This is a genomic window from Comamonas flocculans (assembly GCF_007954405.1).
Classification (GTDB): Bacteria; Pseudomonadota; Gammaproteobacteria; order Burkholderiales; family Burkholderiaceae_C; genus Comamonas_C; species Comamonas_C flocculans.
On record NZ_CP042344.1, the window covers coordinates 946,351 to 962,355 of the forward strand.

General features: G+C 68.2%; 12 protein-coding genes. 3 read left to right on the plus strand and 9 right to left on the minus strand.

The annotated features are described in order from the left end of the window. The first annotated feature begins 71 nt into the window (after positions 1-71). From FOZ74_RS04690 to FOZ74_RS04700, 3 genes are all read left to right on the plus strand, one after another. Positions 72-3,446: a FecR domain-containing protein gene (locus FOZ74_RS04690; RefSeq protein ID WP_146911984.1), complete on the plus strand. Its 3,375-nt coding sequence runs from the start codon at positions 72-74 to the stop codon at positions 3,444-3,446. An 82-nt stretch (positions 3,447-3,528) separates the two neighbouring features. Further along, positions 3,529-3,915 (plus strand): DUF488 domain-containing protein, encoded by a 387-nt coding sequence (locus tag FOZ74_RS04695; RefSeq protein WP_146911985.1) that lies wholly within the window; start codon positions 3,529-3,531, stop codon positions 3,913-3,915. A gap of 11 nt (positions 3,916-3,926) precedes the next feature. Then, positions 3,927-4,286, plus strand: coding sequence for a carboxymuconolactone decarboxylase family protein (locus tag FOZ74_RS04700; protein ID WP_255437792.1), 360 nt, complete (start codon positions 3,927-3,929; stop codon positions 4,284-4,286). Here the strand turns inward: FOZ74_RS04700 and FOZ74_RS04705 are convergent, their stop codons facing one another. The 9 genes from FOZ74_RS04705 to FOZ74_RS04750 form a co-directional block, all read right to left on the minus strand. Next, a complete protein-coding gene (locus tag FOZ74_RS04705) occupies positions 4,287-10,463 on the minus strand; it encodes an excinuclease ABC subunit UvrA (protein WP_146911986.1) in 6,177 nt (2,058 codons plus the stop codon). A 126-nt stretch (positions 10,464-10,589) separates the two neighbouring features. Then, complete coding sequence (locus FOZ74_RS04710; RefSeq protein ID WP_146911987.1) at positions 10,590-10,889, minus strand: type II toxin-antitoxin system RelE/ParE family toxin; 300 nt, start codon at positions 10,887-10,889, stop codon at positions 10,590-10,592. After that, complete coding sequence (locus FOZ74_RS04715; RefSeq protein WP_146911988.1) at positions 10,886-11,119, minus strand: addiction module protein; 234 nt, start codon at positions 11,117-11,119, stop codon at positions 10,886-10,888. Before FOZ74_RS04715 ends, FOZ74_RS04710 begins: the two co-directional genes overlap by 4 nt. A 124-nt stretch (positions 11,120-11,243) precedes the next feature. Next, positions 11,244-11,495, minus strand: a complete 252-nt coding sequence (locus FOZ74_RS04720) for a DUF2442 domain-containing protein (protein ID WP_146911989.1) — start codon at positions 11,493-11,495, stop codon at positions 11,244-11,246. Further along, positions 11,492-11,602, minus strand: coding sequence for a DUF4160 domain-containing protein (locus tag FOZ74_RS16545; RefSeq protein ID WP_146911990.1), 111 nt, complete (start codon positions 11,600-11,602; stop codon positions 11,492-11,494). The genes FOZ74_RS04720 and FOZ74_RS16545 overlap by 4 nt, the downstream gene beginning before the upstream one ends. Before the next feature lie 3 nt (positions 11,603-11,605). After that, positions 11,606-11,857 carry a DUF2442 domain-containing protein gene (locus tag FOZ74_RS04730; RefSeq protein ID WP_146911991.1) on the minus strand — a complete coding sequence of 84 codons (252 nt, stop codon included), beginning with the start codon at positions 11,855-11,857 and terminating at the stop codon, positions 11,606-11,608. Continuing rightward, positions 11,841-12,083 carry a DUF4160 domain-containing protein gene (locus FOZ74_RS04735; RefSeq protein ID WP_146911992.1) on the minus strand — a complete coding sequence of 81 codons (243 nt, stop codon included), beginning with the start codon at positions 12,081-12,083 and terminating at the stop codon, positions 11,841-11,843. The genes FOZ74_RS04730 and FOZ74_RS04735 overlap by 17 nt, the downstream gene beginning before the upstream one ends. A 1-nt stretch (position 12,084) precedes the next feature. Then, entirely contained in the window at positions 12,085-15,096 is a 3,012-nt protein-coding gene (locus FOZ74_RS16265) for a class I SAM-dependent DNA methyltransferase (RefSeq protein WP_255437793.1), read from the minus strand. Positions 15,097-15,173: 77 nt separating this feature from the next. Beyond that, the gene (locus FOZ74_RS04750) at positions 15,174-15,824 is read right to left on the minus strand and encodes a 2-hydroxychromene-2-carboxylate isomerase (RefSeq protein ID WP_146911993.1); all 651 of its coding nucleotides are present in this window, start codon (positions 15,822-15,824) and stop codon (positions 15,174-15,176) included. Between the last annotated feature and the right edge of the window lie 181 nt (positions 15,825-16,005).

A 16,005-nucleotide genomic window follows, 5' to 3' on the forward strand; every position in this document is an offset into this window, starting at 1 on the left:
GGATGTGTCCTATTGACGCCGATGCCGCGCGCCCCTAAGGTGGACGCGCTCCAATTCGACGAGGAAAGCGCATGCGCAAGCGCCTGGCAATCGTGTGGGCCGCCATGTTCGGGTGTCTGGGCGTCGCCTGGGCGCAAACCCCGCCCTGCACGGCCGTGGCCGATGCCGACGGCGCGGCGGCGCAGATCGTCGCGCTGAGCGGTCAGGGGCAGGCCCGGGCACAGGCCGATGCGCCCTGGACCGCCGCCACCCTTTCCCAGCGCCTGTACCCGGGCGCGGACATGCGCACGCTGGCGCTGTCCTCGGCCGCGCTGCTGCTGGCCGACCGCACGCAGATCCGCATGGCCGCGCAGGCCCGCATCCGCCTTTGCGACGCCCGACCCGGCCAGACGCGGCTGGAACTGGGGCTGGGGCGGATCTGGACGCGCACCAAGGGCCAGGCCGCCGGCCTGCAGCTGCAGACCCCCGCGGCCGTGGCGGCGGTGCGCGGCACCGACTGGGACGTGGAGGTGGATGCGCAGGGGCACACCACGCTGACCGTGCTCTCGGGCCTGATAGCGGTCTCCAACGCGCAGGGCAGCGTGGAGGTCGGCCCGTCCGAGCAGGCCAGCGTCGCGCCGGGACAGGCGCCCGTCAAGCACCGGCTGGTGAACCCGCGCGAGCGCGTGCAGTGGGTCATGGCCCCGGCGCTGGTGCCGGCGCTGTGGCCCGAACTGGACGCCGCCGCACCGCCCTGGCGGGCGCGGGCCGGCGAGGCGCTGCGCGCCGGCCAGCTGCAGGCGCTGCAGCAACAGGTGGATGCGCGCCTGGCCACGGCCCCCGACGACGCACTGGCGCTGCGCCTGCGCGCCGAGCTGCAGGCGCAGGACGGCCGGCTGGAGGCGGCGCAGCAGAGCCTGCTGGCGCTGTGGCAGGCGCAGCGCGACAGCCGCGCGGCGGCGCGGCGCGCGCAGCTGCTGCAGGCGCTGGACCGGGGCGATGAGGCGCGCGAGTTCATCGCCGATGCGCGCCGGCAGGCCCCGCAGGCCTTCGCCCTGCTGCTGGCCGACGCCGATGCCCGGCGCCTGCAGGGCCAGGGCGAGGCCGCGCTGGCACTGTACCGCCAGGCCGTGGCCCAGGCACGGGGTGAAGCCGAGCAGGCCGAGGCCGAAGCCGGTCTGGGGCGTGCCCTGCTGGAGCGCGGCGACCTGGCCGCGGCACGCGAGACCCTGGCGCGGGCGGTGCAGCGCCAGGGCGACAACGCCGAAATCCGCGCGCGCGCCGCGACCGCGGACACCCAGGCGCTGCACCACGCCGAGGCCGCCGAGGGCTTCGCCGCGGCCCTGGCGCAATCGGGCGACGACTACGTGGCGCTGGCCGGTGACGGCCTGCTGGCGCTGCAGCGCGGCGAAGCCGAGCTGGCCCGCACCCAGCTGCTCAAGGCGCTGGTGATCGAGCCGCGCTACGCCCAGGCGCAGGTCTGGCTGGCGGTGGCGGAATACCAGCTGGGCAACCTGCCGGCGGCGCTGGACGCGCTGGCGCGGGCGCGCCTGGCCGACCCGAACGACCCGCTGCCCTGGCAGATCGAATCCATCCTGCGCAACGACGACGGCCAGGCCGAAGAGGCGATCGCCGCTGCCCGCCAGGCCCTGGTGCGCCTGCCCTACCTCAAGTCGCTGGAGCCGCTCAAGAGCGACAGCCAGGGCTCGGCCAACCTGGGCAAGGCACTGGCCGACTTCGGCCTGGAACACTGGGCGCGCGCCTATGCCCAGCAGTCCTACTACCCGCTGTGGGCCGGCAGCCACTTCTTCATGGCCGACCGCTACGAAAGCAGCTTTGCCCGCGATTCGGAAATGCACCAGGGCTACCTGGCCGACCCGCTTGCCTTTGGCGCCAGTGAAAGGACCGCCCCCGTGCTCCCGGTGGAAGGCAGCGAATGGATCGCGGGCATGAGCGCCGAGCGCAATCCCGACCGCCACACGGGCGCCGTGGAGCTGGGCCACCGGGGTCTGACCACCCAGCCCGTGCCCATGGCCTGGCGCGTGGGCCTGGACGCGATGGACTTCCACCCTCGCGGCGGCCCTTTCAGCCCGCGCATGAATTCGGGCGCGGCGCGTCTGGGCCTGGGCATCAAGCCCAGCGACCGGCTCAGCCTGCTGCTGCTGCACGACGAAGACCGCGCGCGCACCTGGATCCCCGGCAGCGCAAGCTTCTCCGACGGCACGCTCGACGGCGCCATACGCCAGCCGTTCAGTCGCACCGACGTGGGCGGCTCCTGGCGCTGGTCGGCGGACAGCCAAACCTGGCTGCAGTGGAGCCGCGCGCGCTTTGGCACCCGCTACCTCGCGAACGACGAGGCGGCCGGGCCCTACAGCTACCGCGGCGCGGACGCGCACAGCGCATGGATGCTGCGCCACACCGTGCAGCAGGGCCCGATGCGCTGGTCGGCAGGCTGGGAATGGGCCAGCGTGGACCTGGACAGCGCGCTCAGCTACAGCCTGGTGACGGGTGCCGAGCACTCGCGGCTGCGCTACGACATGCCCTGGCTGGCCTGGGAATACGGCCAGGGGCCATGGAGCGGCTCGGCCATGGCCAGCTGGCCGCGCCTGAACATGCGCTACCGCCATCGCCAATACCTGGGCCAGACCGGTGAAGACCTGTCCGAACCCTACGACGACGCGGGCCGCCAGCGGCGCCGGCTGCGCCCCCGCCTGGGCCTGTCCTACCGCTTCGCGCCGGGGCGCGCGCTGCATTTCGCCTACGTCGAAAGCATGTACTCGCCGACCTCGCACACGCTCGCCCCCGTGTCCGTGGGCGCCATCCCGATCGACTACCAGTACCAGATCCCCGGCAGCCTGGCGCGCAAGCTGGCCATGCAGCTCGATTGGGAAATCGACCGGCGCAGCTTTGCCTGGCTGAGCCTGTCGCACCAGAAAATCACCAATGCACAGTACGACAACGGCAGCATGCTCTACCCGCTGGAAGTGCTCTACAGCGACAAGGTCGGCTCGCTCGGTCCGCTGATCCAGACCGCGCAGACCGTCATCGACGCCTACAACGGCGATCCGCAGTTCGACCGGGGCAGGCTCAGCCAGGTGGCTGTCGCCTACAACCGCATCCTGTCGCCGCGCTGGAGCGTGCTGACGGGCTACACCTGGAGCCATTCGCGCAACACCGGCGAATACTTTCCCGGCAACGCCCTGCCCGGCTTCCCGCGCCACACCGGGGTGCTGGTCAACGTCTGGAAGCATGGCGGGCGCGACTACACGCTGCTGTCGCTGGTCTATCGCAGCGGCCGCTTCACGCAGATGTCCAACCAGACCGTCGAAGGGGCGGGCTGGACGCTGGGCCTGATGCATTCCATGGACCTGCGCGAGCGGCGCTGGTCGCTCGTCACCTCGATCCAGGGCCCGCTGGACGGGCGCGTGCCGCCCACCTTCTGGCTGCGCCTGCGCTGGCGCAGCTGAGCGCGCCCCGGCCGCGCGCCATGCCCATGGGGGCGACATGCCCGGCGCGCCGGCGTATCCTGAAGGGCGTGGAGACCACGCCATGAGCCAGAAAATTCCCGCCAGCCACGTGCGCACCCGGCGCGCCTACGAGGACCCCGCGCCCGACGACGGCGAACGCATCCTGATCGACCGCCTGTGGCCGCGCGGCGTGAAGAAGGAGGCACTGCAGCTGGCCGAATGGAACAAGGATCTGGCACCCAGCGCCGAACTGCGCAAATGGTTCGATCACGACCCTGAGCGCTGGCCGGAATTCCGCCGCCGCTACGCCGCCGAACTGGCCGAACACCCAGAGGCCTTCGAGGCGCTGCGCGAGCGCGCGCGCAAGGGCGTCGTCACGCTGGTCTATGGCGCGCACGACGAGGAAGTGAACAACGCCGTGGCCCTGCGCGGCTATCTGCTCGGCGCGGGCGGCCTGGACGTCAAATGAAGGAGAGCGACATGCAGCACCCGATGTACCCCGGCCTGGGCGACGTCCAGATCGCCCGCAAGCGCCGCGAACTGGCACCCCGGCAGCTCGAGGCCTTTCGCGCGTTCAGCGCCGCGGCCTTTGCCGAAGGCGAGCTGGACGCCAGGACCAAGCAGTTGATCGCCGTCGCCGTGGCGCACGTCACGCAGTGCCCGTACTGCATCCGCGGCCACACCGATGGCGCGCTCAAGGCCGGCGCCACCGAGGGGCAGATCATGGAAGCGATCTGGGTCGCGGCCGAAATGCGCGCGGGCGGCGCCTATGCGCACTCGGCGCTGGCGATCGACCAGATGGCGGCGCACGCCGAAGCCGCAGGGGGCCGCACGGCGTAGTCAGCCGCGCGCCAGCACCGGCGCCAGCGCCTGCCCGGTGTGTGTGCCCAGGCGCACCAGTTCTTCCGGCGTGCCGCTGGCCACGATGCGCCCGCCGCCCGCGCCGCCTTCGGGGCCGAGGTCGATCACCCAGTCGGCCTCGGCGATCACGTCCAGGTCGTGCTCGATGACGAGCACGCTGTGGCCGCCATCGACCAGGCGGTGCAGCACGCGGATGAGCTTGTCCACGTCGGCCATGTGCAGGCCGACGGTAGGTTCATCGAGCACGTAGAGCGTGTGCGGCGTCTTCTGCCCCCGGCGGGTCACGTCATCGCGCACCTTGGTGAGTTCGGTCACCAGCTTGATGCGCTGCGCCTCGCCGCCCGAGAGCGTGGGCGAGGGCTGGCCCAGCGTGAGGTAGCCCAGGCCCACGTCCTTCAGGAGCTGCAACGGGTGCGCGATGGCGGGCATGCTGGCGAAAAAGTCGACCGCCTCGTCCACCTCCATGCGCAGCACCTCGCCTATGCTCTTGCCGCGCCAGGTGACGGCCAGCGTCTCGGGGTTGAAGCGCGCGCCGTGGCAGACCTCGCAGGGCAGCTTCACGTCGGGCAGGAAGCTCATCTCTATGGTGCGCATGCCCTGCCCCTCGCAGGACGGGCAGCGGCCCGCGCCGGTGTTGAAACTGAAGCGCCCGGCGGCGTAGCCGCGCGCCTTGGCTTCCAGGGTTTCGGCAAAGAGCTTGCGGATCAGGTCCCAGAAACCGATGTAGGTCGCGGGGCAGGAGCGCGGCGTCTTGCCTATAGGTGTCTGGTCCACTTCCAGCACGCGGTCTATCGCCTCGAAGCCCGAGAGGCCGGTGCAGCCGATCAGCGGCGGTGCCTTGCCGTCCCTGTCCATGGCCTCGCGCCCGGCCCTGGTCTGGCGCTGGGCCACCCAGGCCGCCACGTTGGTCAGCAGCACGTCGCGCGCCAGCGTGGATTTGCCCGAGCCGGAAACACCGGTGATGGCGACGAGGCGGTTGAGCGGCACACGGGCGGTGAGGTGCTGCAGGTTGTGCAGGCTGGCGTCGTGCACGGTGAGCCAGCGCAGGGCGGGGGAAGAGGGAGCGAAAACCGCAGCGGCATCCACTCCCTCCCCCTTTGGGGGAGGGTTGGGGTGGGGGCTGGAAGCTTCCGCTTTGATAGCTGATCGCGCTTGCTGGGCAAGCGTTTGGGGCTGATTTGACTGATATTTTCCAGAGGCGGCACCGGGCTGGCCCCCACCCCTGCCCTCCCCCAGAGGGGGAGGGAGCAAGAGAGCGCCCTCCTGCGACGGGGGAGGGGGTAATACCGTCCGGCGCGCTTGCAACGGGTGGCGCATCGCATGCAGCAGATAACGCCCGGTCTGCGAATCGGGCGCGGCCTCGATGTCGGCCACGCTGCCTTCGGCGATCAGCCGCCCGCCGCGCTTGCCGGCGCTGGGGCCGATGTCGATCAGGTGCTCGGCCCTGCGGATGGTGTCTTCGTCGTGCTCGACGACGACCAGGGTGTTGCCCTTGTCGCTCAGGCTCTGCAATGCGTTCAGCAGGATGCGGTTGTCGCGCGCGTGCAGGCCTATGGTCGGCTCATCGAGCACGTAGCACACGCCCTGCAGGTTGCTGCCCAGCTGCGCCGCCAGACGAATGCGCTGCGCCTCGCCACCACTCAGGCTGGGCGCGCCGCGGTCCAGCGTGAGGTAGGACAGGCCCACCTCCTCCAGAAAGGCCAGACGGCTCTCGATCTCGGGCAGCAGGTCGCGCGCGATCTCGGCGTCGCGGCCATCGAGCTTGAGCCCCCGCACCCAGGCGCGCACGTCGGCTACCGAGAGCTGCGCCACGTCGGTGATGGGTCGGCCGTCGAACAGCACGGCGCGCGCCACCGGGTTCAGCCGCGTGCCGTGGCAGGTGGGGCAAGGCACGTCTTCCAGATCTTCCAGCTCAGGCTCGCCAAAGGTCTTTTCGCGCCCGAGCTCACGGTCGGCGTGCAGGGATTCGTCGATCACCTTGCGCTGCGCGCGCGTGAGCTGCACGCCGGTGCCCATGCAGTCCGGGCACCAGCCGTGTTTGCTGTTGTAGCTGAACAGTCGCGGATCGGCCTCGGCATAGCTGGTGGCGCAGACCGGGCAGGCGCGCTGGGTGGAGAAGACCTGCACCCTGCCTATGCCCGCCGTGGGCCGGCCCTGCGCCAGCGCGGCCTCCAGCCCCTGCATCTGGCTCAGCACCTGCACCACGCCCTTGCCCAGCGCCAGCGCCTTTTCCAATTGCTCGCGCAGCAGGGCTTCATCCCTGGGTACCACGTCGAGGCTGAACACCGGCAGTTCGATGTTGTGCTCCTTGAAGCGATCGAGGCGCGGAAAACCCGTGGTCGGCAGGAATTCACCATCGACGCGCAGATGCGTGTAGCCGCGCGGGCGCGCCCAGTCGGCCAGTTCGGTATAGACACCCTTGCGCCCCACCACCAGCGGCGCGAGCAGGCCGACGTGCTGGCCGCGGTAGTCGCGCAGCACCTGCGCGACGATGCTTTCCACGCTCTGCGGCGCTACCTTCGCGCCGTCGTGGATGCAATGCTGCACACCGAGCTTGACGTAGAGCAGGCGCAGGAAGTGCCAGATCTCGGTGGTCGTGCCCACGGTGCTCTTGCGCCCGCCGCGCGAGAGGCGCTGCTCGATCGCCACCGTCGGCGGAATGCCATAGACCGCATCCACCTCGGGCCGGCCGGCCGGCTGCACGATGGAGCGCGCGTAGGCGTTGAGCGATTCGAGGTAGCGCCGCTGGCCTTCGTTGAACAGGATGTCGAAGGCGAGCGTGGATTTGCCCGAGCCGGAGACGCCGGTGATGACGTTGAACTTGCCGCGCGGGATGTTGACCGAGAGGTGCCGCAGGTTGTGCTCGCGGGCGTTGACGATCTGTATGTCTCCCTCCCCCTTTGGGGGAGGGTGGGGGTGGGGGCCAGCGGCGCTTGCAGAAGAAACCGCCGCCCTTGATACGCCCCGGCCCCCATCCCTGCCTTTCCCCAAAGGGGGAAGGGGTGAAAACTCACGCGCCGTCTGCAGTCCCACCCCCAGCGCCGCCTCATACTCGCGCAGCGCCTGCGCGGTGTATGAGCCCGGGTGCTGGCGCAGCTCCTCGGGCGGCCCTTCGGCCACCAGCTCGCCACCCGCATCGCCGCCATCGGGGCCGAGGTCGATCACCCAATCGCTCGCGCGGATCACGTCGAGGTTGTGCTCGATCACGATCAGCGAATGCCCGGCATCCAGCAGCTTTCTCAGCGCCCGCATCAGCTTGGCGATGTCGTCGAAGTGCAGCCCCGTGGTCGGCTCGTCGAACAGGAAAAGCTGGCCCTTGCGCGCCACTGGCTGGCGCGATTTGCTGCGCACGCGCGCGGCTTCGGCAAGAAAACCGGCAAGCTTCAGGCGCTGCGCCTCGCCGCCCGAGAGCGTGGGCACGGGCTGGCCCAGGCGCACGTATTCCAGGCCCACGTCCATGATGGGCGCCAGCGCGCGCCTGACCTCCGCGTCGGCGGCAAAAAGCTGCGCCGCCTCGCTCACCGTGAGGTCGAGCACGTCGGCCACGTTGAGCAGCCGCCCGCCGCGCTCCACGCGCACCTCCAGCACCTCGGGGCGGTAGCGCTGGCCATTGCAGTCGGGGCAGCGCAGATACACATCCGACAGAAACTGCATCTCCACATGCTCGAAGCCCGAGCCGCCGCAAGTCGGGCAGCGCCCGTCGCCGCTGTTGAAGCTGAACTTGGCGGCGGTGTAGCCGCGCTCTCTGGACAGTGGCGCGGCGGCAAAAATCTCGCGGATGCCGTCCCACGCGCCGACGTAGCTCGCGGGGTTGGAGCGCGCCGTCTTGCCTATGGGCGACTGGTCCACGAAGACCGCATCGCTCAGAAAGTCCGCGCCCAGCAGCCTGTCGTGACGGCCCGGCGCCTCGGTAGCCTTGCCGAAGTGGCGCATCAGCGCGGGCGCGAGCACGTCCTGAATCAGCGTGGACTTGCCCGAGCCGGACACGCCGGTCACCGTCACCAGCCGCTGCAGCGGGAACTGCACCGTGATGCCCTTGAGGTTGTGCTCGCGCGCGCCTTCCAGAATCAGGCGCGGCGTGGACTCCGCCACCAGCCGCTTGAAGCCCATGCCGACGGACTTGCGCGCACCAAGGTAGGCACCGGTCAGCGTGTCGGCCTGGCGCAGCGCAGCCACGGCGCCATCGAAGACGATCTGCCCGCCGCGTTCGCCGGGCCCCGGGCCCATGTCGATGATGCGGTCGGCACAAAGCATCACGGCCGGGTCGTGCTCGACGACGACGAGGGTGTTGCCCGCATCGACGAGGCGACGCATCGCCACGTTGATGCGGTCCATGTCGCGCGGGTGCAGGCCGATGCTGGGCTCATCGAGCACGAACAGCGTATTCACCAGCGAGGTGCCCAGCGCCGTGGTCAGGTTGATGCGCTGCACCTCGCCGCCGCTGAGCGTGCGGCTCTGGCGGTCGAGCGTGAGGTAGCCGATGCCGACGTCGCAGAGGTATTTGAGGCGGGTAGCGATTTCTTCGAGGATTTGCGCGCGCGCCTGCGCCTGCGCATTGACTCCCTCCCCCGCTGGGGGAGGGTGGGGGTGGGGGCCAGCGGCGTCCACATCCACAAGATCGCCTGAACTTGGCACCGTCAGCCCCCACCCCTGCCCTCCCCCAAAGGGGGAGGGAGAAAGAAGCAGCCGCTGCACGAACTGCCGCAACTTCACCAGCGGCAGCATCACCAGGTCATGCAAGCACAGCCCCGGCAGCGCCTCCAGCTGCGCCCGGCTCCACTGCACCCCCTGCGGCATGAAGCGCGCGGCGGGTGCCAGCACCGCGTCCGCATCCTCCTTGCTGCCCACGCGCCACAGCAGGCTCTCGGTCTTGAGCCGCGCACCGCTGCACACCGGGCAGGGGGTGTAACTGCGGTACTTGGACAGCAGCACGCGGATGTGCATCTTGTAGGCCTTGGTCTCCAGATACGCGAAGAAGCGCCGGATGCCATACCACTGGCGGTTCCAGTTGCCCTCGCGGTAGTCCGGCGTGCCCTCGATGACCCAGCGCCGCTGCGCCTCGGTGAGCTTGTTCCACGGCGTGTCGCGCGGGATGCCGGCGGCCTCACCCCAGCGCATCAGGTCGTCCTGGATTTCCTTCCACGCGGGCGTCTGGATGGCCTTGATGGCCCCGGCGCGCAGCGTGAGTTTTTCGTCGGGGATGACCAGCCCCCAATCCACGCCGATCACGCGGCCAAACCCACGGCAGGTCTCGCACGCGCCCACGGGCGAGTTGAAAGAGAACATCGAGGCGATGGGCTCGGCGTAGCGGATGTCGCTCTCCGGGCAGTGCAGGCCGGTGGAAAAACGCCAGATATCCTGCGTCTCTCCCTCCTCACCCAGCACATACACCGCCATGCGCCCGCCGCCGCGCAGCAGCGCGGTTTCCAGCGCCTCCATCACGCGCGCGCGCTCGACCCTGGAAAAACGAAAGCGGTCGGCCACCACGTCCAGCAGCTTCTTGCCCTCCACCTCGCGCTCGGCCTGCACGCGCGTGAAGCCGCTGGCGGACAGCCACTGCTGCATCTGCTCGGCCGTGGTGCCGCCCGGCAGCTCGGTGGCAAAGGTCAGAACGATGCGCGGGTCGCCCGCGAGGCCATGCGCCCCCACGCTCCCCGCTGCGCGTGGTTCGCCGCCCCCCAAGGGGGCTGATTCGCCTTGGGGCGGCCCGGCGGTGAATCCGCAGCGCCGCTGCAGTTCGTCATGGATGCTCTGCACGTTGTCGTGGCGCACCGGCAGCGCGGTCTGCCGGTCAAAAAGCTGGCCGGCGCGTGCGAACAGCAGCTTGAGGTGGTCGTTGAGCTCCGTCATCGTGCCCACGGTGGAGCGGCTGGAGCGCACCGGGTTGGTCTGGTCGATGGCGATCGCGGGCGGCACACCCTCCACCTTGTCCACCGCCGGCTTGTCCATGCGATCCAGAAACTGGCGCGCGTAGGGGCTGAAGGTCTCGACATAGCGCCGCTGCCCCTCGGCGTACAGCGTATCGAACACCAGGCTGGATTTGCCACTGCCGCTCGGGCCGGTGACCACCGTCAGCGTGCCGGTGGCGATATCGAGGTCGAGGTTCTTGAGGTTGTGCTGGCGGGCTCCGCGTATGCGGATGCGTCCCTGGGACATGCGGCTGGCCTGTGGGTGGGTGGGGCAAAAATTCTAGGCCGTAGACGCAGGAAGGGTTGGAACTGGGGTTACTCGATGCTGTGGCAAGCCAGCAGACAAACGCCATCGCACGGAAAAGCCCATGCGCTACGGCGTGCGCTGCCGATCACGCCAATAGCCGGGCTTGCGATGCTGGTGCGCAACCGCAAGCACCAACACCCCCGCATCGTCTGTGGCGTAGATCACGCTGTAGGGAAAACGCCGCAGACGGCACTGCCGCAGATCAGGCGTCAACGGATGCCAGGCCAGCGGAAACTGCTCGGTCAGCCGCAGCGCCTGCAAAAATTCAAGCAAAAAGCGCTCGCCCAAACCCGGTGCCTGATCGGCATACCACGCAACGGCTTCATCCAGCTCCGCCTGCGCAGGCTCAAGCAGCCGAAGGCTCATGCGCCAGAGGTGCTGATCGCGTACTTCGCAATCACATCCGGCAACGCCACCGCGCCGATTTCTCCACGCCGGTAAGCAGCCAGGCGGGCCTGGGCTTCCTGCGCCCACAGATCGCGGATGGACGCATCAGCCTGGTCGAGACTGTCCAGAATCTGCTCGACTACCTGCAGGCGTTCCTTCGGCTGCAACTTCAAGGCCTGTGCACTGAGGGTTTGAACGGCGGATGTCATGTCGTACTCCGGGTGTGGATCCATCGGATGCCGATACGTCGGCCCACGGTTTCAGTGTAGCTTTGAGCACGCGAAGTCCAAAGCTGAAGACTTCACGGGGTGCGCCGCCCCCAGACGTGCCCGATCACGCGGTTTGCGCGTTTTCCACCAGGCCATGCAGACGCGCGGCAGACAATTCCAGTCCGTTGGGCCAGCACAGCGCACCCGCGTCGACAAAGCAGCGCGCAAAGCAAGCCGCGTCGCGCAAAGGCTCAAGCAACGGCCCCTGGCGGGTGGCGAGGTAGGCGCCGCCATCAAAAACGCCATGCACGCCATCGCTGAACACCAGCGCCAGCCGGTGTTTGCCAAATGAAGTGACCTCAAGCAACTTGATCACGATCTGCTCCTTGAATGCGGTCCAGATTCAACGTGAATGTGTGGCGGCGGATGATCGTCGTGCCACATGCGCACGATGATGCCGAAGAAGATCGCGATGGTGGGCATGACTCACACCGGCGCGTGCTGCACCCTGCGCGTCCGATCGGCTTGCCCTGCGAGCAGACCCTCGACCGAAATGTCTTCATCCAGAGCCTCCCAATGCAGACCGTAGCGGCTCAGCTCGACCTGAGCGCGTTGCTGCGGATTGGCACCCAGCAGACGCGGAAACCAGGCCAGCGGTGCGGCGATGGTGCGCCCATCGGACAAATCGACCCACAGCATGTCCGCATCAAACCGCACGGCTTTAGGCGAAATGGTCATTCCACGCCCTTTCAATCAAAGTCTGGTTCTCGACCACCAGTTCGCGCAGTTTACGCAAGGTGCTGGCATCAAAGCCATCGCTGTCGGCCAGATAGACCTCCGGCGCCAGCCAGAATTTTGCTTCGCCCTCGCCACTGCGTACATGCACATGCATGGCTTCACGCGGATTGCCTTCGTTGGAGTAGAAGAAAAAGCGAAACGCTTGGTGGCGGAAGATGACAGGCACGTCACACCTCGGGACTTCTGCCGCTTGCTGAGGCCCGCTTGCGCCCGGCCCTGGCCTTGCCCACCGGCAGCAGGCTGGTGAGCTGCTGGTAGCGTTCAAAGAGAAAGGCCACGCGCTCGGCGTCGCTCTTCCAGGTTTTCTTGCCGCCGCACAGGGCGTAGGCGGCATCCACCGCAGCGTCAAGCTTCTGGTGCGCCTTGAGCAAGGCGGGCGGCATGGTCAGCGGGTCGTACAGGTCGGCCAGGCTGCTGGCGGGGAACTGGGCGCGGGCATCGAGCACGGCTTGCGCAGCGGTTTCGATAGCTGTTTGCGCTTTATGGGCGGGCGTTGGAGGCCGATTTGGCTCTGATTTTGGCGGTAGATCGGGCCAGGGGAAATTGTTGTAGACAATGGCGGCGGAGTAGCGGTAACGGCTTTCAAGGCGCCCGCAGACGGCTCGTACCCAAGCGTTGTGCATGGTGCTGGAGAGCACGCCGAAGTGAAACAGCGTGGCGCCGGGTGCCATCTTGACCAGATTGCTGCACAGGGTTTCGGGTTGCTCGAAACCGAACGGGATGAAGGCGCGACGCTCGGAAGACACTTCAGGCAGTACCAGATAGGGCGCGTCGGGCATGTTCTCCACATGAAAGCGCGTCGGCGTATCGGCCAGCTTGCGCGTGGGTGCGCTCTTGCTGGCAAGGCGAAAGTTCTTCACTGCCTGCACGCGCTTCAAGGCCTCGGGCATGGCGCGCAGCGCGGCGGGTGGGCAGTCGCCCAGCCACAGGCACCAGCGTTCGTAGCCGTTCAGAAACTCGATCGCGCCCAGCCAGCGCCGGAACCAGAGCGCGCTGGTCGGTTCCCTGGCGATGAAGGCATCGCGCTCTTCGGTGGTGAACAGGTAGTTGCCGTCGTCGATGGGTTTGTTGCCTATGCCAATCTCGGGCACGGCACAAATCGGCCGACTGCGCCGGGGCAGCACCACATCGGGCGCATCCACCAGATAGGGATTGATGTTGGCGGCCGGCACCGCCAGCGGCTCGCCCTTGATGTCCTCGTATTCGTAGATCACCTTGTCGGCCACGTCTTGCAGACCAAAGCCGACGATGACGCAGTGCACCGCGGCCTTGCCGCTGGCCTCGTTGCTCCAGGAGAAGGTGCGGTGGGCAAAGTGGATGCGCACCCCCTGCGCCAGCAGCCAGCCCCAGAGCACGCCGACCTGCTCGCCCTGGGTGATGCTGTTGGTGGAGACGAAGGCGGCGCGGGGTTTTGCCCCCTCCCCCTTTGGGGCTGAAGGCCGCGGCTCCCGTTCCGCCTGCGCGGAACGGGACGGCCTGAAGAGCGGCGGCGTCTCGCCGCCAGCACCGAGGTTGGGATGGGGGCTGGCGGCACTGGCGAAGGGGGGGTGTTGTGCGGGCGCCGTCGGCCCCCACCCCTGCCCTCCCCCAGAGGGGGAGGGAGTTGAAACGCCCTGCAGGTAGCGCGCGGCCTTGACGTACCAGGCGGCGACAAAGTCGAGCAGGCCGGCGTTGGGGATGCCTTCGAACACCGCGCGGGTGTCTTCACGCTGCGCCACGTCCATGAACTTGGCCCCGACGAAGGGTGGGTTGCCCAGCACGTAGCTGCACTGCTCCATGGGCAGCACCTCGTTCCAATCGAGCGTCAGCGCATTGCCATGCACCACGCGCGCGCTGCTTCTGAGCGGGATGCGTGCGAAGTACAGGCCGAATTCCTCGCTCACGCGCAAATTCATCTGGTGGTCCACCAGCCACAGCGCCACCTGTGCGATCTGCGCGGGGAATTCCTCGATCTCGATGCCGAAGAACTGGTCCACGTCCAGGCTGATGAGCTGGTGCACGTCCAGCGTCTGCTGGCCGCTCTGGTAGCTGGCGCGCAGCACTTCCAGCTCCAGCAGGCGCAGTTCGCGGTAGCTGATGACGAGGAAGTTGCCGCAGCCGCAAGCCGGGTCGAAGAAGGTCAGCTGGCGCAGCTTCTTGTGGAATTCAAACAGGCGGTTGCGGTTGTTCCTGACCTTGTGGAACTCGGCCCACAGCGCATCGAGAAACAACGGCTTGATGAGCTTGAGGATGTTCTCTTCGCTGGTGTAGTGCGCGCCCAGGTTGCGCCGCGCCCTGGCGTCCATGATGCTCTGGAACAGGCTGCCGAAGATGGCGGGGCTGATGGCCGACCAGTCCAGCGCGCAGGCGTCGAGCAGCGCGGTGCGCATGTCGGCGTCGAAGTCGGCCAGCGGCAGGGGTTCCTCGAACAAGCGGCCGTTGACGTAGGGGAAGGCGGCAAGCTGCTCGTCCAGGTGCTTGCTGCGCAGGTGTTCGGGCGTGTTGAGCACCTGAAAGAGCTGGGCCAGGCGCGGGCCCAGGTCGCTGCCGTCGGGCGCGGTGCGTTCTTCCACCCACAGGCGCAGCGCCTGCGCGGGCTGGAAGATGCCGGTGTCGTCGGCGAACAGGCAAAACAGCAGGCGCACCAGCAGCACCTCCAGCGCATGGCCGCCGTAGCCGCTGGCCTTGAGCGCGTCGTGCAGCCGCCCCATGCGCTCTGCGGCGTGGATGTTGACCGGGTTCTGCGCGGTGATCTCCTGCACCCGGTAGCCGGCGATGAAGCCGAACAGGCGCACGTGCTTGTGCAGGTCGGCCAGGGCAAATTCGGTGGTCTTGCCGCTGGCCAGCTGGTGCACGCGAAAGCGCGCGAAGTCGCAGACGATGATGATCTGCGGCAGGTCGCGTTCAAGAATGCCGGGGAAGTAGCCCAGCGCCTGGTCGAAGGCGGCATCCAGACTGCGCCCGCGCGACTTCTGCTCCACCAGCAGCATGCCGGGCCAGAACAAATCGACAAATCCCTGGCCACCACCGTGCTTCTTGACGTTCAGTTCGAAGGTGGCGACGCGCTTGTCGGTGATGCCGAAGATCTCGAAGAAGGCGATCCAGAAGGGCTTGGCCTCGGAGTCCTCATTGGCCGCGTCCTGCCAGGTGCGGCTGAAGGCCAGCGCGCGGGATTTGATTTCGTTCCAGGACAGGGGCATGGATTTTCAATGAAATACGGATCAAACGCTTGTCCAGCAAGCGCCATCAGCTATTGTCTTGAAAGCAGATTGAAACCCTATTGGATCCCCGGCACGCCGGAAGGCCGCTGCGCTGCTTCCTCCCACGCCGGGCCGTCGAACCACGCATCGCCATCGAGTGCGGCGCGCAGCATGGGCAGGCTGTCCAGCCCCCAGAAGTGCCTGCCCTGCACCTCCAGCATGGGCACGCCGAAGATGCCACGCGCGGCGGCTTCGTCGGTGTTGGCACGCAGCAGCGCCTTGGCGTGGGCGGCGGCGTCGCCCTCGGGCTGCCATTGCTCGGCCAGCGCCTGGGTGAGCGCCGCGATGCGCTCTGGCGCCAGCGGGTCTTGCCCACCCAGCCAGACGTGGCGCAGCACGCTGCCCGCGGTGTAGCGGTTGATGCAGCCGTCCGGGCTGTGCGCCAGCGCCAGGCGCAGCAGGGGCAGGCTGTTGAAGGGAAAGTGCGGGGGCAGGTCCAGCCCGCAGCCGAGCGACTGCCCCAGCCAGGCGACGTGCCGCGCCGTCCAGGCGCGCTTGGGGGCGATGGCGGCCGGGCCGGGGTTGCCCGCGTGCTGCAGCAGCGCGCCCAGCAGCACCGGGCGGTAGCGCACATGCGCGCTCAGGCCCTGCAGGGTGCGCGGCAGTTGCTCGAAGGCGAGCCAGGCGTAGGGGGAGACGAAGTCCAGGTAGAAGGTGATTTCGTGCATGGCGGGGTGGACTCTGGCGGTGAACATCAGGAGGGTAGCGCACAGGCCGCAGGCCTTCACCCCTGCCCTCTCCCAGAGGGAGAGGGAAAAAAACCGAGGCTGTATTTCGCCTCGCCTTTTTTGGGGGGAGGGGCAAACCGGTGCAGTATTTCACCCTCGCCCCTTTGAAAAGAGATGGCAA